Below are 17,550 nucleotides of genomic sequence, written 5' to 3' on the forward strand. Positions count from 1 at the left end.
TTTTGCCTCCAGCTTCCTTCAGATTCCGCGTCGCCACGGACACCCTTGCTCTTAGCTAACCTCTACTTCAGTCTTCGAGGTTCGGGACTTGCACCCTATAGTTCATAAGCATGCCGGGCGCACATTAAAAAGGATTTGAAATGATAGCATTCCAAATCCTTTAAAATTCATACATACAATTTTTTAGTTACATTTTAATGATTGTACCGTCTTCTTTTTCTTTCGTTTGTTTTACTACTTTATAGCTTACATAACCACTAACTTCTTCAAACTCACGAAAGACTGTTTTTTCTTCCGCTTGAGAAGGGACGATCTCTTTAAAGCGACGATATCTAGCAAGCATATCTTCCCGTTTAATTCCTTTTTCATATGCTTGTTCTACCCCTTCAAAAAACTTTATCACATCAATAATTTCAGTTGTTGACCAATCTGGTGATAGTGGATAAGAATATTCCATACAAAACCCTACCTTTAAATTTTTAGTGACCCCATTTTACTCTTATTTGTTCAGCTTGCGCAACCATCCGCTCAATTAACTCCTGTACGGATGGCACATCTTTTATCATTCCCGTTACTTGTCCAGCCCATCCAAAACCATTTTGATTGTCCCCATCATAAATAAATTTTTTATTTGCCTCTCCACTAATATAATCTTTTAATGCCTCGTATGTAGGTGTTTTATTTTCTATTTCTAAAATTTTTTCTGTAAACTCATTTTTTAATGCACGAGCAGGAGCACCAATTGACCGTTTAATAATCGTCGTATCCGTTTCTGAACTTTGTAGGAGTGCTTTAATATACTCCCGTGAAGCATGGACGCATTCCTTCGTTGCAATAAACCTTGTCCCCATTTCAATACCTTCAGCCCCTAACGCATGGGCAGCCATCCATCCACGGCCATCTCCAATACCTCCAGAAGCGATTACAGGAATGGAAACACTATCTACTACTTGAGGAACAAGTACCATCGTTCCAACATCGTCCCGCCCTAAATGACCTCCCCCTTCTTGACCCACGACCATGATCGCGTCAGCTCCAAGTTGTTCAGCCTTTATGGCTTGTCTTTTTGCAGCAACTAATACTAACTTTTTTATTGTTGTCCCTTCTAATAATTGGAAGATTGGTGCCGGATTACCTCCCGTCATTGAAATGACAGGTACATTTTCTTCCACTGCAACCTCCACCATTTCTTCATATCCTTTACCATACATTCCGATAGCAAAATTTACTCCAAAGGGGCGATCAGTTTTTTCCCGAGTTTTATAAATTTCTTCCCTTAGTAATTCCGGCGATTTTAAACTCATTGCTGTAATTTGACCTAATCCCCCAGCATTCGATACTGCAGCAGCTAAATCAGAGTATGCTAAATAAGCTAACCCTCCTTGAATAATTGGATATTTTATCCCTAAAAGTCGTGTTATTCTTGTTTCCCAGTTCATAACGTCATCCCCTTTTTCACATTCTATTAATAATTTCTCTCACATTAGAAAAATTCCTTTAAATTTATGTAGTCATGAAGTTGAATAGGTGCTATAATTCTTCTTGTTTTCAAAATTTATATAAAGTGAGGTGGTACCTGCGTTGTCACAATTAGAGACTCCATTGTTCGACGTATTACTCAAACATCGAAATAGACATCCAATACAATTTCATATTCCTGGACATAAAAAAGGTCAAGGAATGGACCCAGCCTTTCGTGAGTTCGTCGGAGACAACGTTTTATCAATTGATTTAATCAATATTGCTCCACTAGATGATTTACATTCACCAAAAGGCGCTATTAAAGAAGCTCAAAAGTTAGCTGCTGAAGCCTTTGGTGCTGACCATACATTTTTTTCCGTTCAAGGTACTAGTGGCGCTATCATGGCGATGATTTTAACTGTCGTCGGTCCAGGTGATAAAATTTTGGTACCACGGAATGTTCATAAATCAACAATGTCTGCAATTGTTTTAGCTGGAGCCATCCCTATTTTTATCCATCCTGAAGTCGATGAAGAATATGGTATTGCTCATGGTATATCAGCTGAATCGGTTGAAAAAGCGTTAAAAACATATCCAGATGCAAAAGCTATGTTAGTGATTAATCCTACTTACTTTGGTTTTGCAGCTGATTTAAAACGAATTGTTGATATTGTCCATGCCCATAACATCCCTGTTATTGTGGATGAAGCGCATGGTGTGCATATTAAATTCCATGACGAATTACCGATATCTGCTATGCAGGCAGGGGCAGATATGGCTGCAACGAGCGTGCATAAATTAGGTGGTTCGATGACACAAAGTTCTGTATTGAACGTAAAAGAAGGATTAGTATCGGTAAACCGAGTACAATCCGTTCTTTCGATGTTAACAACTACTTCAACTTCATATCCAATACTCGCTTCGTTAGACTGTGCTAGACGTCAATTAGCAGTACATGGATATGATTTAATTGATGAAACAATTCGCCTTGCTAAAGATGCAAGAAAACGAATTAATAAAATTCCCCACTTAAAAGTGGCTGGTAGAGAAAAACTACATTCCTCTGCAACATTTGATATGGATATTACAAAGATTCTAATCAGTGTAAAAGATTTAGGAATTACAGGTCATCAAGCTGAAGAATGGTTACGTCTTAACGCCAATATAGAAGTTGAATTATCTGACCTTTATAATATCCTCTGCTTAGTAACATTAGGGGATACGAAAAAAGAAATTAATTTACTAGTGAATGCTCTACAAAGAATGTCATTAGCTTTTGAGTCAGATGCATCCGTAAAAGAAACGAACGTAAATATCCCTGATATTCCAGCTCTTGCGATGACACCTCGAGATGCCTTCTACTCTAGCACAGAAGTAATGCCGTTAGAAGAATCTGTTGGGTATATTTGTGCAGAATTCATCATGGTATATCCCCCTGGTATTCCTATTTTTATTCCTGGGGAAATAATTACTGAAGATAATATCCGATATATCCAAATGAATATCGAAGCTGGATTACCTGTTCAAGGGCCAGAGGATCTTTCGTTAAAAACGATTCGCGTTATTAAAGAACGAAAACCAATTTTTTAATTACAATTTCAACTAGTAAAAGAGGATGTCTTCTATTTAAGACATCCTCTTTTTTTACATCAAAAGAAGATAAATACAAAAATCGGACATAATATGGCACCAATTACTGCACTTAATCCCATCGATAATGAACCAATTGACAAATCTTCTTCCCCATATTCTTTTAACTTTGTAATTCCAACACCGTGACTGGCACTTCCCATGGAGATTCCTCTACTAATAGGAGAATGAACTTTCCCCACCTTATAAATTACCGAGCCAAATAAAGCTCCAGTAAATCCTGCAATCATGACGAAGACTGCAGTTAATGGTGGAATTCCACCAATCGTTTCACTCACTTGCATCGCAATAGGAGTCGTCAACGATTTTGGCAAGGCTGTTAAAATATATGAATCATCCAATTTAAATAATTTTAAAATGACATATACACTAATTAAACCACTAAACATAGCGATGAAAATACCCGATAGAATCGTATATTTGAATTTCATGATTAACTGTTTTTGATTATATAAAGGATACGCTAACCCAACGACTGCAGGTCCTAATAAATGTTGAATATACTTACCACCTTCCATATAGTCGGAAAAAGGGATATTCAATAATAACAGCGCTGCGATGATAACGATTGTTGTTGTTAAGATTGGCAATAAAAAAGGGTAAGGATATTTTTTATGTAATTGATTGAATAACAAAAATAAAACAACTGTACTAATGATGAAGATGATTGCTTTTAACAACCTCGTTGCCTCCTTCCCTTTTCTCCTTTAATTTTAATTCCTTTTGTTCGATTTTTTCACTTAATTTACTCGTAAATAATATAGTAAATACAGTACTAATAAATATCGTCGCCATTAATATAATTCCTTCTATTGACAACAACTCAGGATAATCAATAATTCCTACAATTGGCGGAATGAAAAATAGCGTCATAAAGGCAATGAGAAAGCCCGCTCCTTCTCGAATGTATTCAACCTTTACCCATTTCATTTGTAAACAAATAGCGAGCAATATTAAACCAACAATACTAGCTGGTAAAGGTAACTTAGTTATTTCTACAAAGAACACTCCTAAATAATAAAAAATATATAAGATAGCGATTTGAGCTATAATACGGATAATTCTCATCTTTTAGCAAAAGGGCTAACCTTTTGCCTCCCCCCTTTCTTAATACAGTTATTGTACGCCTATGAAAAATAGCTGTCTATAATGTTAGAAAATAAAAGAAAGACAAAGCAGAATTTCTACTTTGTCTCGAAAAATGATACCTTAATTCTATTCTTCTTCATTTACAATAACTTTTCTACCTGTAACTTTTAAAATTAAAGGCACAATGATCCACGCTGCAGCAATGATTAAAAATACAAGGGATAAAGGACTTGTGACAAAAATACTCCAATCCCCATTTGAAATTGTTAATGCTCGACGCATATTATTCTCAATCATCGGTCCAAGTACTAATGCTAAAACAATTGGTGCTACAGGATAATCATTTTTTGACAATAAATACCCTAATACACCACAAGCAAGCAATAAATATAAATCAAAGGTTGTATATTGGACTGCATAAACACCAAAGAAGGAGATGGCAATAATAATTGGTAGTAAATACTTTTTAGGCGTTTGAATAATCTTTGCAAACACTTTTACTAAAGGCATGTTTAATATTAATAAAACGAAGTTTCCAATAAACATACTTGCAATTAATCCCCAAGCAATTTCAGGGTGATCATCAAATAGTAAAGGACCTGGTTGCACATTATACATAATAAGTGCTCCCATTAAAATTGCTGTTGTTCCTGATCCTGGAATACCTAATGTTAATAGTGGAATCATTGCACCGCCTGAAGCTGCATTATTCGCTGATTCTGGTGCTGCAACGCCTGCAATATTTCCTTTCCCAAAGGAGTCGGGATTTTTACTTATCTTTTTTTCTGTCATATAAGAAAAGAAGGATGCTAACGTTGCACCAGCTCCTGGTAATACTCCAATGAAAAATCCAAGTAAAGAACCACGGGTAATTGGCTTCGCACTATCTTTCAAATCTTGTTTTGTTGGCAAAATGCGATTGATTTTTGCTATAGGCGCATCACCATTATCCCTTTCCAAAATCGTTTTAAATACTTCTCCTAATGCAAATAGCCCTACAGCAATCGTTAAAAATTCCAATCCTCCATAAAGTACTGGAAGATCATATGTAAAACGGGCAATCCCTGATACTGCATCAATTCCAATCGTACCAAGCATTAAACCAAATACGGTCATCATTAATGCTTTTGTCATCGATTTTCCAGCTAAACCACTCACAGCACATAACCCTAATAACATAAGGGAAAAATATTCTGCCGGTCCAAATTCTAATGCAAGATTCGATAATGGTTTCGCTAATAGCACTAGACCAAGAAGAGCTATAATACCCGCAACAAAGGAACCTATTGCTGCAATAGATAACGCAGCACCTGCTCGACCTTTTTGTGCCATTTGATAACCATCTAAAGCTGTCACAACCGATGAAGACTCACCAGGTGTATTTAATAAAATTGAAGTTGTAGAACCTCCATACATCGCACCATAATAAACTCCAGCTAATAAAATAATAGAGCTTGCGGCTGCAGCATCTGTAGGCATTCCTGATGTTAAAGTAGCAGTAACCGGAATGAGCAATGCGACTCCACTCATTGGACCTATCCCTGGTAGAACCCCAACAGCAGTTCCAATAACTACCCCAATAAAAGCAAATAATAAATTATGCCATTGAAGTGCTACAGCGAATCCATCAAATAAATATTGAATTGTACTCATTTCAACACCTCTTATTTAAAATAACGAAAATTTCGGTAATGCCCCACCGAGCAACTGAACATACATTGTATACACACCTATTGCGAAAATTGCTGAAATGATTATCGTTGATAGGATTTTTCCTTTCTCCATCACTTGGAATGCAACGACTAAAAAGATGAAAGTTGAGAACACATACCCGATGATTTCCAATAAAAAAATATAAAGAATAGCAGAAATAAAGATTATGCCAAATTTTTTAAACTCAAAGGTTGTTTTCCCTTTATTTTCTGATTTACTTTTAAATGTTTCATATAACAAACGTAAACTTAAAAGTCCTAATATAATTCCTAATATTAATGGATATGTCTTTGGTCCAATTGTGGAGCCATAAGCACTTCCGGAAATTTTCAAGCTTTCCGAAATAAATAAAATGCTTATTAATAAAAAAACTATTCCAGCGATTTTATCAAACGTCTTTGTCATCACTGCACCTCATTCATTAAAAAAATGGGCTGTCCTCTAAGAAATTCTTATCGGACAGCTATTACATTATTTATGCATATCTAATGCTTTTAATAAGTCACCAATTACTTTTTCCTGTTCCTCTAAAAATGCTGTAAACTCTTCGGCATTACGATATTCGCTTGCCCAACCGTTACGTTCTAATTCCGTTTTCCATTCTTCTGTTTCTACCATTTCTTCGAATTTTTTCGTCCAATAGTCAAATGCTTCATCCGACATATTTTTTGGTCCGAAAATTCCTCTCCAAATCGTGAACTCTGCATCGATACCTAGTTCTTGGAATGTTGGGACATCTTCTAAGACGCCTGTTAAACGTTCAGTTGAACTAACCGCTAACACTTTTACATCCCCCGATTTCACATATTCACCTATTGCAGATGCATCTGTAGCAATCATATCAGCATTTCCACCTAATAACGCTGCAACCGCTTCTCCACCACCGTCATAAGAAACATACTTTACGTTTTTCGGATCGATACCATACTTAAAGGCTGGTAATATACCAATTAGATGATCCATTGAGCCCGGTGCTGAACCACCAGCTAATGTAATAGAAGAAGGATCTTCTTTAATCGCATCTAATATTTCCGTTAAACTGTTATATGGTGAATCCGCTTTCACAACAATTGCTCCATAATCTCTCGTTAACTGAGCAAGTGGTTTTGTATCTTTATAACCGTAAGGACTATTTCCTTCTGCTTTTAAATTATTGACAATAATTGGTGGTGATTTTGCCATTAACATATAATCGTTATTAGCTTCTTTTGTAGCAAACTCTGCCATAAATACCGCTCCGCCACCACCGGCTCTATTTTCAACTGTAATTGCCTTTTCTACTAAACCTGTTTCAGACATAACCTTTGAAACAGCACGTGCTGTTAAATCCCAGCCACCACCAGCTCCAGATGGTGCAACCATTACGATATTACTTTCTGGATAACTAGAATTTGAATCTCCCTCACTTGAAGATTTTGAACTATTGCTACCACACGCTGCTAAAATAAAAGAAAGTGTAAGTACAATACTAAGCATTAATTGTTTTTTCATAATATCCCCCTTATGCATCCCCATTTTTTATGAATGTCTAACTGTACTTTAATGAAAGCGCATACTTATTACAATAAAAGTAAAATAAAATGATATTAATTCCATAAAGCCTATTTTGTTCATAATGTTCACGAGAATATGTAGAGATGAATAGAAAAATAAAAAAAGCACCAAAACTGGTGCAATTTAAATGGAATCGTTATTAAATTTAACTTCCCTTTTTATGGAATTTCTTATTATTCTTTTTTTAATATGTACCTTCTTTCCGGTCTACCAACTGTTCCATAAATTAAATCTGTATAGGCTTTATTGTCAGCTACTAAATGTTCTAAATAACGCCTTGCCGTCGAGCGACTAATTCCTAAATCTTTTCCTAATGTTTCAGCAGTTACCCCTTTTTCACATGTACCTAAATATTGATATACTTTCGATTTCGTAATCGCATCGATCCCTTTTGGTGTTAAATCATCCCATCTTTGTGCTTCTTTCGTAGAAGCCCAAATCTCTTTAATTTCATGTTCTTCCAGATGGGCATTTTTTTCAAGTAGCAATCTCTTAGAACGATATGATTCTAAACTTTCCTTAAATTTATCAAATGTAAGCGGTTTTAATAAATAGTCTACTACACCACCATGAAAGGCTTTTTTTAAGATTTCTGTTTCAGATGCTGCAGTTATAAAAATTGTGTCCGTCTCAGGACTATTTATTTTAATATATTCTAAAATGTCTGTCCCTAATTTATCAGGAAAATAGACATCTAATAAAACTAAATGTGGATGAAAGGAATCAATCCATTCAAAGGCCTCTTCCGCATTATAAGCAATTCCTACATTTTGAAACCCGTCAATTTTTTCAAGAAATTTTTGATGAATGCGTGCAATTCTTTTATCATCCTCAATGATTAAAACTTCTATTATGTCATGCATGATTAATCCCCCCTTTTTGAATCACGATGATAAATAGTGCTCCCCCTAAATCACCATTTTCAATATATATTTCACCTCCTAGTTCCGCAACATTTTCTTTTACTTTTATTAGACCAAACCCATGCTGATTTTCCTCATTTTTTGTTGTTATTCTTTTTTCAAATAAATGATCTTTTATGTCATCGTCAATTCCGTTGCCGCTATCTTCAATCTCAATTAAAATTTCCTTTCCATTATCTAGTATTAATATCCTTACTGAACGCTCCTTTTCTTCTAGATGTTCAACAGCTTCAAAGGCATTTGTTACTAGATTTCCTAAAATCGATACAAAAAGATGTTTTTGTATTGATTTAGGCAACTTTTCTAAAAGGCTATCTTCATCGATAATTAATTTTATTTTCAATTCTTTCGCTCGATTATAAAAACCGATTAAAATCCCACTAATTAATGGATCATTAAATCTTTGGGATATAAATTGAATTAAACTCCCTTGTTCCGCCCGTTCACTATGTATTAAATCCAGTGCCTCATGATAATTTTCTAGCTGGATTAAACCAGAAATCGTATATAAGAAATTATTATATTCATGGGTTTGGGCACGTAATGCTTCGGCATATTTTTTTACTTGGGAAAGTTCCAGTGCTAAACGATCAATTTCCGATTGTAAACGGAAGCTTGAAACAGCACCGACTACTTTACCACCATTTAAAATAGGGATTCGATTTACAACGGTTTTCTTTCCAGCTATAATCATCGGTCGATCCAACTGTCTTTCACCGGTAGATAGAACCTCAAATAAATGGGAGTTCGGAATTACTTCACGTATGTCTTTGCCGACTAATGGAACATCTTCGCTAATAGACAATGTTTTGTGAGCTGCCGAATTGACAACCGTAATCGTCCCTTTATGATCCACCATAATAATTCCTTCTCGTACGGATTCAATAAGGGCATTTTGTTGTTTTAACAGCTCGGCGATTTCGATTGGTTCGTAATCTAGTAGTTCCTTTTTTAAACGTTTTGATAGAAGGGACGAGAAAATAATTCCTATCATTATACCAAAAATTAAAATATAAACAATATTATCCAAGTATCTTAAAAACATTGTACTAAGGTCTGTTTTTAAATATCCAACTGATACAACTCCAATAATTTCGCCTTCATATCCAATGACCGGTGTTTTCCCCCTAATGGCTGGCCCAAGGGTTCCAGTTGCCTCTGAAATATAAGTTAGTCCCTTTTCTAGCGCATCTTCGTTATCATCTCCGACCATTTTTTGACCGATACGTTCCTCAACTGGATGGGCATAACGAATCCCTTCTTCATTCCCAATTACGACATATTCGGCATCGGTTTCCCGTCTTATTTCTTCAGCGATTGGTTGAAGTACTTCTGATGGATTATCGGCATAAAAACCTGCAATAATATCCGGACGATTAGCTGTTGTTTTAGCAATTTGTACTGCTTTTAAACCAATTTCATTTTTAATGACACTTGATAATGTAAAGTAAAATGAAATGCCAATGGCAACTATAATTAATAAAATAACGAAAATATTATATGTAAATATTTTCGACTGTAACGTATGAGATTTCATCGGTTCTCCCTAAAAATAAAATATAATGAACTATCATCATTATAATCAACTTAGCGAAAATTTTGTAGGTTTTGATTATTCAGCTAAAAAGCAGTATATGAAAATCGCACCCTATTTTTTATACCAAAGCAAACAAAAAAACGTATTCATCTACAAAATTGCAGAATGAATACGTTTTAAACATATTATTATTTTGAAATGATATGGATTGGGTTGCCAAGTAATACTTCAGCAGTTTCCATTGTAATTTCACCTAATGTTGGGTGTGGGTGAATTGTTAAAGATACATCTTCAGCAGTCATTCCACCTTCAATTGCTAAACATAATTCCGAAATCATATCAGAAGCGCCAGCACCAACAATTTGAGCACCTACAAGTAAACCGTCTTCTTTACGAGCTACTAATTTTACAAAACCTTCAGTTTGGTTTAAAGCAAGGGCACGACCATTCGCAGCGAATGGGAATTTAGCCACATTTACTTCTAAACCTTCAGCTTTTGCTTGTTCTTCACTGTAACCAACAGTTGCCATTTCTGGATCTGTGAAACATACAGCTGGAATAGCTAAGTAATCTACGATTGATTTTTCACCAGCGATTGCTTCTGCAGCTACTTTACCTTCGTAAGAAGCTTTATGAGCAAGTTGTGGTCCAGCAACGATATCACCAATTGCATAAATGTTAGGAATGTTTGTACGGCATTGTTTATCAACTTTTAATAAACCACGCTCTGCAAACTCAATACCAATTTGTTCTAAGCCAAGCTCATCCGTGTTTGGACGACGACCTACTGTTACTAATACATAGTCAGCTTCAACAGTTTTCTCTTCTCCACCAACTTCATAAGTAACAACTACGCCATTTTCGTTTTCAACAACACCTTTAGCAGATGCGTTTACTTCGATTGTTACACCTTTTTTCTTTAAGCCCTTTTTAACGATTTGAGTCATTTGTTTTTCGAAGCCAGCTAAAATATCTTTACCACCTTCGATAATTGTTACTTCAGTACCAAAGTTTGCAAATGCAGAACCTAATTCTGTACCGATATAACCGCCACCGATAACGACTAATTTTTGTGGTAATTCTTTTAAGTTAAGAGCGCCAGTTGAATTTAAAACGCGATCAGAAAATTTAAATGTTGGAATTTCAACAGGGCGAGAACCTGTAGCTAAAATTGCGTTTTTAAATGTATATGTTTGAGCAGAATCCCCGTCAATCACACGAACTGTGTTAGCATCAACGAAGTATGCTTCACCTTTAACGATATTTACTTTATTTCCTTTTAATAGGCCTTCTACACCGCCAGTTAATTTGTTAACAACGCTATTTTTGAAAGCTTGAACTTTTTCAAAATCAAGTTTCACTTCAGAAGCAATAACTCCCATATCTTCTGAATGTTTAGCATGTTCAAAACGGTGACCAACAGAAATTAAAGCTTTTGAAGGAATACATCCTACGTTTAAGCAAACGCCACCTAATACATCTTTTTCTACAATTGTTACTTTTTGTCCAGTTTGAGCTGCACGAATTGCGGCTACATAACCACCAGGGCCTGCTCCAACGACTAAAGTATCAATTTCAATTGCGAAATCTCCTACTACCATTTTTTACGCCTCCATTAATAAAAGTTCCGGGTCACTGAGCAAACGTTTTAAATGATTTAAAGCATTTTGCGCTGTGGCGCCGTCGATCATACGATGATCAAAGCTCAATGATAATGCTAACACAGGTGCCCCTACAATTTCACCATTTTTTATTACAGGTTTTTCTGAAATTCTTCCAATTCCTAAAATTGCTACTTCAGGATGGTTAATGACAGGAGTAAACCATTGACCTCCAGCAGAACCAATATTCGTGATCGAACATGTTCCACCTTTCATGTCATTTGGTGAAAGTTTTCCTTCACGAGCTTTTGTTGCAAGTTCATTAATTTCCGAAGAAATTTTGAAAATGGACTTGCGGTCAGCATGTTTTACAACTGGTACAAGTAATCCTTTTTCTGTATCGGCTGCAATACCAATATTATAATAGTGCTTTTGAATAATTTCATTTGTCGCGTCATCGAATGAACGATTTAAGTCTGGGAATTCACGTAAAGTGGAAACTAATGCTTTCACCACGTAAGGTAAGTAAGTTAGTTTAATTCCTTTTTCTAAAGCAATATTTTTAAATTTCTTACGATGGGCAACTAATTCAGTTACATCTACTTCGTCCATTAACGTAACGTGAGGCGCCGTTTGTTTAGAATGAACCATTGCTTTTGCAATCGCTTTTCGAATACCAGAAATTTTTTCACGTGTTTCAGGGAATTCTCCTTCAAAGCTAACGGGTGCTTCGACAGTAGTAGTTGTTGTTTCTGATTTCGTTTCTTCAACCGTTGAATCTGTTTCTGGTTTGCTTTTCGCACCACCATTTAAATAGTTATCGATATCAGATTTTAAAATGCGGCCATTTTTTCCTGTTCCGCTCACTAAATGAATATCTACATCGTTTGTTCGAGCATATTTACGTACGGATGGCATTGCGATTACACGCTCATTGTTTGCAGTTGCAGCAGCTGTAACTGGCGTTGTCGTTTGCTTTGATTCAGTTTCTTTCGAATCACCTTCGACTGGTGCTTTTTCTACAGGACCACCGTTTTCTGCTGTACCTTGAACTTGCGCACTCGTAGTAGCGGTAGATTGTTCTTCCTTGTGATGATCATCGCCTTTAAACTGAAGATTTTCATATCCAGGGGCATCGATACGGATAATAACATCTCCAACGACTGCTACTGAGCCTTCTTCCACGACGATTTCCTCAATTGTTCCTTCTACTGGTGAAGGCATTTCAACGACTGCTTTATCATTTTGAATCTCACATAGTACATCATCTTCTTGAATTTTGTCACCTGGTTTAACGAACCACTTTACAATTTCACCTTCATGAATACCTTCTCCAATGTCAGGCATGCGGAATTCAAACGCCATTTATTTCACCCTTTCTATCTACGAATCATTAGAATGTTAAAACTTTTTTCGCTGTTTCTAAAATATCTTTATAATTCGGTAACCAAATATTTTCAGCTTGTGGGAATGGATATACTGTATCAGGAGCTGCTACACGTAAAACCGGTGCTTCTAAACTTAAAATAGCACGCTCTGTAATTTCAGCTACGACATTCGCCGCAATACCAGCTTGTTTTTGAGCTTCTTGTACAACGATTGCACGGTTTGTTTTTTCAACAGACGCAATAATTGTATCAATATCAAGCGGTTGAATCGTGCGTAAGTCAATCACTTCTACTGAGTATCCTTCTTTTTCAAGCTCTTCAGCTGCTTTTAAACTTTCATGAACCATTAAGCCGTATGCGATAATCGTTAAATCTTTCCCTTCACGTTTCACATCAGCTTTACCAAGTGGTATTGTATAAGACTCTTCTGGTACCTCTTCACGTACTGAACGATATAGTTTTAAATGCTCTAAGAAAATAACTGGATCATTATCACGAATAGATGAAATAAGTAACCCTTTCGCATCGTAAGGAGTTGAAGGGATGACAACTTTTAATCCAGGTTGTTGAGCCATTAAACCTTCTAAACTATCAGAGTGCATTTCAGGTGTATGAACGCCACCACCGAAAGGCGAACGGATTGTCACTGGCATCGCATAAGTATTGCCTGTTCGATAACGGTAACGAGCTAACTGACCGTTAATTGAATCCATTACTTCATATACGAAACCGAAAAATTGAATTTCAGGAACTGGTCGAAAACCTGTTAATGATAACCCGACTGCTAACCCACCAATTCCAGATTCAGCTAGCGGTGTATCAAATACACGATCGGCGCCAAATTCATTTTGAAGGCCTTCCGTTGCACGGAATACCCCACCGTTTACACCTACGTCCTCACCGAACACTAAAACATTCTCATCGTCTTTTAGTTCGCAACGTAGTGCATCCGTAATTGCTTGAATCATTGTCATTTGTGCCATAGGTTATTTCGACTCCTTCGCTTTATAGATTTCATATTGCTCTTGTAAATTATAAGGTTTTTCTTCGAACATATTTTCAATTAAATCTGTTACTTTTTGTTTTGGTGTTTCATCAGCTTTTTTAATCGCTGCTTTTATTTCTTCTTTAGCACGTTCAATTACTTCTGTTTCTTTTTCTTCAGACCATAATCCTTTGCCTTCTAGGTAAATTCTGAAGCGAACGATTGGATCTTTAGCTGCCCATTCATTATCAATATCCGTTGTACGGTATCGAGTTGGGTCATCACCAGACATTGTATGTGGTCCGTAACGGTAACACATTGTTTCAATTAAGGAAGGTCCATCACCATTGACTGCACGTTCACGAGCATAACGAGTCGCTACATAAACTGCTAATGGATCCATACCGTCAACTAAAATACTTGGAATTCCGGCTGCAATCCCTTTTTGAGCAATTGTTTTTGCGGCAGTTTGAACGTCACGTGGTGTTGAAATCGCATATTGGTTATTTTGTACGACGAAAATAGCTGGTGATTTAAAGGCTCCTGCAAAGTTAATTCCTTCATAGAAGTCACCTTGAGAAGAACCACCGTCACCTGTATAAGTAATCGCAACATTTTTTGTTCCACGTTTTTTAATACCTAACGCTACTCCAGCTGTTTGAACGTATTGTGCCCCGATAATAATTTGTGGAGGTACAACGTTAACCCCTTCTGGAATTTGGTTCCCTACAAAATGCCCACGGCTAAATAAAAACGCTTTCCATAACGGAAGGCCGTGCCATACGATTTGAGGAACATCACGATAACCAGGTAAAATCCAGTCTTCTTTTTCCAATGCAAAATGAGAAGCTAATTGAGATGCTTCTTGACCTGCAGTCGGTGCATAGAAACCTAATCTACCTTGACGATTTAAAGAAATCGAACGTTGATCTAAAATTCGTGTGTAAACCATACGAGTCATTAGTTCAACTAATTCTTCATCCGTTAAATCAGGAACAGCATCTTCATTAACGATTTTTCCCTCTTCATTTAAAATTTGGAACATCTCAAACTTACTTTCGATCTCTTGTAAAATAGCAGTTGGATCAAATTGTTTTGAAATTTTTTCTCCCATAAAGCACCTCTCCTTAGTTCTGTATTAAAATTTCTCTCAAAAAAAATAGTACAATATATTGTTAGATTGAGTATATAAAAATAATTTCATTCGGTCAATCATTGATTATTGTTTAATTTACACTTTTTTTCTCAAATTCTTATTTTCTCTCCAAAATCAATCTGTTATACCGAAAAAGAGAACTGTATTATAACAGAACATTTCAACTTAACATTTCATTTGTTTTCATTACATAATTTTTCTAAAATTATCATTCCTTCATTTTTATATTTACATATACTGTTATAGTTAAACTTTTCTAAAGCAAAAAAGTAAAACATATGATATTTTTAAAATATAATCGTCAGTTTTGTATACTTTAATTACATAGTAGCTGTTGAAAGGAAGAATAAATATGATTTTAATGAAAGATATTATTCGTGAAGGTCATCCATCATTACGAACAAGAGCAGAGGAAGTGACATTTCCTTTAACTGAAGATGATCGTAAACTTGCCTCTGACCTATTGGAATATTTAATCAATAGTCAAAATCCAGAGATTGCTGAAAAATATGGTCTTCGTCCTGGTATTGGTTTAGCTGCCAATCAAGTCAATCAACTAAAAAGAATGTTCGCCTTACATGTAGAAGATGATAAAGGGGAACTTTATAGTTTTGTTGCAATCAACCCAAAAATCGTCAGTCATTCTGTAGAAAAAACTTATATACCTTCAGGTGAAGGTTGTTTATCCGTCGATCGTGAAATACCTGGCTATGTTCCTCGTTATGCACGAATCACTGCTAAATTTTATACAGTTGATGGTGAAGAAAAGAAAATTCGTTTAAATGGTTTACCAGCCGTTGCATTCCAACATGAATTAGATCATTTAAATGGTGTGATGTTCTACGATCACATTAATGAAGAAAATCCTTTCGCTCAAGTACCGGATTCATTCCCACTTAACGGTGAATAATAGATAAAGGAGGTGTCTTATAAGACACCTCCTTCATTATTAACAAAATATTTTAATTATAGTCTAGGTAGGTATCAATGTCCTACATAAACTAATAATAAATAACAATGTTTCATTTGAATCTATATAATTCGAAGCTCTTTCATCGCTTTAGACAAACCATCATTATCAACATGATCCGCAATGTAAGTAGCTACCCTTTTTGTTTGCTCGTGGCCATTTCCCATCGCAACAGATGTCCCAACAGCTTGTAGCATTTCAATATCATTCAAACCATCTCCGAATGCGATGGAATTTTCAATCGGAATATTCATTTTCTCCAATAATTTTTTTATCCCTCTCGCCTTCGATCCGTCTTTCGGAATAATATCACAGGAATATCGATGCCATCTAATAAATTTCACTTCCGGAAAAGTCTCATGGTAAACTTTTTCGTCTTTTTCTTCAATAAAAATAAGCGTTTGGTATACCTCAGCATTTTCATAAAAGGAAGGGTTTGAGACAGGATAAGGGTATTGAAGTGTATTTATACTTTCTTCTATAAATGGGTTTCCTTCAACAGAAGCAATCATTTCTTTATCATCTAAGAAAACAACCGGATGATTTCTTTTGTGACCGAATTCAATAATTTTAGATAAATACTCTTTCGGAACGCTATCTGTATAGATGACCTTCCCTTTATAGACGACATATTGGCCATTAAACGTAACGTATGTATCAATATTTAACTCCTCTAAAATACTTTGAATCATAAAGGGCGCTCTACCTGTCGCAATAGCAATTTCATACCCATTTTGTCGGGCTCGCTCTATAGCTTCTTTGGCAGAATTCGGTATTTCCTTCCTCGTATTATAAAGTGTTCCATCAACATCAAAAAATAGTATGTTTGTCATGTCAAAACCCTCTCAATGCATATTTATATGTAAATGAAAAATACTTTACATATAGAAAAATAACAGTATAATTAACTTAAGGAGTGATGTGCCATGTTAAAACGACTCAAAAAGAAAATTTTGAAACGATTAAATGGCATCCTCGGAAAAAAATCAATTGCTTAAGCCCTTCAAAATCGAAGGGCTTTTCTTTATTTTAAAGGAGACGCATGATAATATAAAGGAAATGCATCATTTAAAAGATTAGAGACATTTATCTTTCTTCAAAACAAGACTCTTCAACCAATTGATGGTAATATGGAGACAGGTGTTTTCAATGTTTAAATAGTCTATTTACTGAAGAAAGATAAAGCTTCTAGAAAATGTCGTAGATTTTAGTATATGATTGAGCCAATATTCTGCTATATTTTCTAAGGCACAATGGAATTTTTAAAATCTAGTCGATGCAAGAAAATGTACGTTAATTAAAGGAGAGAAAATATGATTTACAAAGTTTATTATCAAGAAAATGCTTTAGAGGTACCAGTTCGCGAAAATACAAAGAGTCTTTATTTAGAAGCATCTTCTGAAAGAGAAGTCCGCGAGTATTTAAAAGACCGTAACTACAACATTGAATATATTCAATTGCTAGAGGGCAACTATTTAGAGTATGAAAAAAATAGCCCGAACTTCCGCTTGGAGAACGCTTAA

At 35.6% G+C, this 17,550-nt stretch carries 17 protein-coding genes; 3 read left to right on the forward strand and 14 right to left on the reverse strand.

The features are described 5' to 3' along the window. Positions 1 to 187: 187 nt before the first annotated feature. Both ACH0B5_RS09660 and ACH0B5_RS09665 read right to left on the reverse strand, forming a co-directional pair. Positions 188 to 457: a UPF0223 family protein gene (locus ACH0B5_RS09660; protein ID WP_122972368.1), complete on the reverse strand. Its 270-nt coding sequence runs from the start codon at positions 455 to 457 to the stop codon at positions 188 to 190. 22 nt (positions 458 to 479) lie between these two features. Further along, positions 480 to 1,439 carry an NAD(P)H-dependent flavin oxidoreductase gene (locus tag ACH0B5_RS09665; protein ID WP_406927770.1) on the reverse strand — a complete coding sequence of 320 codons (960 nt, stop codon included), beginning with the start codon at positions 1,437 to 1,439 and terminating at the stop codon, positions 480 to 482. A gap of 142 nt (positions 1,440 to 1,581) precedes the next feature. Here ACH0B5_RS09665 and ACH0B5_RS09670 point away from each other — a divergent pair, with 142 nt between their 5' ends. Continuing rightward, the gene (locus ACH0B5_RS09670; RefSeq protein ID WP_122972370.1) at positions 1,582 to 3,051 is read left to right on the forward strand and encodes an aminotransferase class I/II-fold pyridoxal phosphate-dependent enzyme; all 1,470 of its coding nucleotides are present in this window, start codon (positions 1,582 to 1,584) and stop codon (positions 3,049 to 3,051) included. 59 nt (positions 3,052 to 3,110) lie between these two features. Here the strand turns inward: ACH0B5_RS09670 and ACH0B5_RS09675 are convergent, their stop codons facing one another. The 11 genes from ACH0B5_RS09675 to pdhA form a co-directional block, all read right to left on the reverse strand. Further along, complete coding sequence (locus ACH0B5_RS09675; RefSeq protein ID WP_341361844.1) at positions 3,111 to 3,791, reverse strand: LrgB family protein; 681 nt, start codon at positions 3,789 to 3,791, stop codon at positions 3,111 to 3,113. Further along, complete coding sequence (locus ACH0B5_RS09680; RefSeq protein WP_341361843.1) at positions 3,763 to 4,179, reverse strand: CidA/LrgA family protein; 417 nt, start codon at positions 4,177 to 4,179, stop codon at positions 3,763 to 3,765. The genes ACH0B5_RS09675 and ACH0B5_RS09680 overlap by 29 nt, the downstream gene beginning before the upstream one ends. 147 nt (positions 4,180 to 4,326) lie before the next feature. After that, positions 4,327 to 5,853 (reverse strand): tripartite tricarboxylate transporter permease, encoded by a 1,527-nt coding sequence (locus ACH0B5_RS09685; RefSeq protein WP_122972373.1) that lies wholly within the window; start codon positions 5,851 to 5,853, stop codon positions 4,327 to 4,329. 15 nt (positions 5,854 to 5,868) lie between these two features. After that, the gene (locus ACH0B5_RS09690) at positions 5,869 to 6,318 is read right to left on the reverse strand and encodes a tripartite tricarboxylate transporter TctB family protein (protein WP_122972374.1); all 450 of its coding nucleotides are present in this window, start codon (positions 6,316 to 6,318) and stop codon (positions 5,869 to 5,871) included. Between the two features lie 66 nt (positions 6,319 to 6,384). Beyond that, positions 6,385 to 7,404 (reverse strand): tripartite tricarboxylate transporter substrate binding protein, encoded by a 1,020-nt coding sequence (locus ACH0B5_RS09695; protein WP_122972375.1) that lies wholly within the window; start codon positions 7,402 to 7,404, stop codon positions 6,385 to 6,387. A 236-nt stretch (positions 7,405 to 7,640) separates the two neighbouring features. Continuing rightward, positions 7,641 to 8,330, reverse strand: coding sequence for a response regulator (locus ACH0B5_RS09700; RefSeq protein WP_122972376.1), 690 nt, complete (start codon positions 8,328 to 8,330; stop codon positions 7,641 to 7,643). Beyond that, positions 8,323 to 9,927, reverse strand: a complete 1,605-nt coding sequence (locus ACH0B5_RS09705; RefSeq protein ID WP_341361842.1) for an ATP-binding protein — start codon at positions 9,925 to 9,927, stop codon at positions 8,323 to 8,325. The genes ACH0B5_RS09700 and ACH0B5_RS09705 overlap by 8 nt, the downstream gene beginning before the upstream one ends. A gap of 188 nt (positions 9,928 to 10,115) precedes the next feature. Further along, entirely contained in the window at positions 10,116 to 11,528 is a 1,413-nt protein-coding gene (gene lpdA / locus ACH0B5_RS09710; RefSeq protein ID WP_122972378.1) for a dihydrolipoyl dehydrogenase, read from the reverse strand. 3 nt (positions 11,529 to 11,531) lie between these two features. Continuing rightward, the gene (locus tag ACH0B5_RS09715; protein ID WP_341361840.1) at positions 11,532 to 12,893 is read right to left on the reverse strand and encodes a dihydrolipoamide acetyltransferase family protein; all 1,362 of its coding nucleotides are present in this window, start codon (positions 12,891 to 12,893) and stop codon (positions 11,532 to 11,534) included. Between the two features lie 28 nt (positions 12,894 to 12,921). Further along, complete coding sequence (locus ACH0B5_RS09720) at positions 12,922 to 13,899, reverse strand: alpha-ketoacid dehydrogenase subunit beta (protein WP_122972380.1); 978 nt, start codon at positions 13,897 to 13,899, stop codon at positions 12,922 to 12,924. A 3-nt stretch (positions 13,900 to 13,902) separates the two neighbouring features. Further along, positions 13,903 to 15,015 (reverse strand): pyruvate dehydrogenase (acetyl-transferring) E1 component subunit alpha, encoded by a 1,113-nt coding sequence (gene pdhA, locus ACH0B5_RS09725; RefSeq protein WP_122972381.1) that lies wholly within the window; start codon positions 15,013 to 15,015, stop codon positions 13,903 to 13,905. A gap of 394 nt (positions 15,016 to 15,409) precedes the next feature. Between pdhA and def the strand changes: the two genes are divergently transcribed. Next, positions 15,410 to 15,967, forward strand: a complete 558-nt coding sequence (def, locus tag ACH0B5_RS09730) for a peptide deformylase (RefSeq protein ID WP_122972382.1) — start codon at positions 15,410 to 15,412, stop codon at positions 15,965 to 15,967. A 122-nt stretch (positions 15,968 to 16,089) separates the two neighbouring features. Here def and ACH0B5_RS09735 read toward each other — a convergent pair whose 3' ends face one another. Further along, positions 16,090 to 16,860 (reverse strand): Cof-type HAD-IIB family hydrolase, encoded by a 771-nt coding sequence (locus ACH0B5_RS09735; RefSeq protein WP_122972383.1) that lies wholly within the window; start codon positions 16,858 to 16,860, stop codon positions 16,090 to 16,092. Positions 16,861 to 17,340: 480 nt separating this feature from the next. On the opposite strand from ACH0B5_RS09735, the gene ACH0B5_RS09740 reads away from it, so the two are divergent. Beyond that, on the forward strand, positions 17,341 to 17,550 hold the full coding sequence (locus ACH0B5_RS09740) for a DNA-dependent RNA polymerase subunit epsilon (protein ID WP_122972384.1): 210 nt from the start codon (positions 17,341 to 17,343) through the stop codon (positions 17,548 to 17,550).

The organism is Ureibacillus sp. 179-F W5.1 NHS (assembly GCF_045369345.1).
Taxonomy (GTDB): Bacteria; Bacillota; Bacilli; order Bacillales_A; family Planococcaceae; genus Ureibacillus; species Ureibacillus halotolerans.

Coding starts and splice junctions, on each gene's coding strand:
- ACH0B5_RS09660 (WP_122972368.1), bottom strand. CDS start 457: ATGGAATATTCTTATCCACTATCACCAGATTGGTCAACAACTGAAATT.
- ACH0B5_RS09665 (WP_406927770.1), bottom strand. CDS start 1,439: ATGAACTGGGAAACAAGAATAACACGACTTTTAGGGATAAAATATCCA.
- ACH0B5_RS09680 (WP_341361843.1), bottom strand. CDS start 4,179: ATGAGAATTATCCGTATTATAGCTCAAATCGCTATCTTATATATTTTT.
- ACH0B5_RS09685 (WP_122972373.1), bottom strand. CDS start 5,853: ATGAGTACAATTCAATATTTATTTGATGGATTCGCTGTAGCACTTCAA.
- ACH0B5_RS09690 (WP_122972374.1), bottom strand. CDS start 6,318: ATGACAAAGACGTTTGATAAAATCGCTGGAATAGTTTTTTTATTAATA.
- ACH0B5_RS09695 (WP_122972375.1), bottom strand. CDS start 7,404: ATGAAAAAACAATTAATGCTTAGTATTGTACTTACACTTTCTTTTATT.
- ACH0B5_RS09700 (WP_122972376.1), bottom strand. CDS start 8,330: ATGCATGACATAATAGAAGTTTTAATCATTGAGGATGATAAAAGAATT.
- ACH0B5_RS09705 (WP_341361842.1), bottom strand. CDS start 9,927: ATGAAATCTCATACGTTACAGTCGAAAATATTTACATATAATATTTTC.
- lpdA (WP_122972378.1), bottom strand. CDS start 11,528: ATGGTAGTAGGAGATTTCGCAATTGAAATTGATACTTTAGTCGTTGGA.
- ACH0B5_RS09715 (WP_341361840.1), bottom strand. CDS start 12,893: ATGGCGTTTGAATTCCGCATGCCTGACATTGGAGAAGGTATTCATGAA.
- ACH0B5_RS09720 (WP_122972380.1), bottom strand. CDS start 13,899: ATGGCACAAATGACAATGATTCAAGCAATTACGGATGCACTACGTTGC.
- pdhA (WP_122972381.1), bottom strand. CDS start 15,015: ATGGGAGAAAAAATTTCAAAACAATTTGATCCAACTGCTATTTTACAA.
- def (WP_122972382.1), top strand. CDS start 15,410: ATGATTTTAATGAAAGATATTATTCGTGAAGGTCATCCATCATTACGA.
- ACH0B5_RS09735 (WP_122972383.1), bottom strand. CDS start 16,860: ATGACAAACATACTATTTTTTGATGTTGATGGAACACTTTATAATACG.
- ACH0B5_RS09740 (WP_122972384.1), top strand. CDS start 17,341: ATGATTTACAAAGTTTATTATCAAGAAAATGCTTTAGAGGTACCAGTT.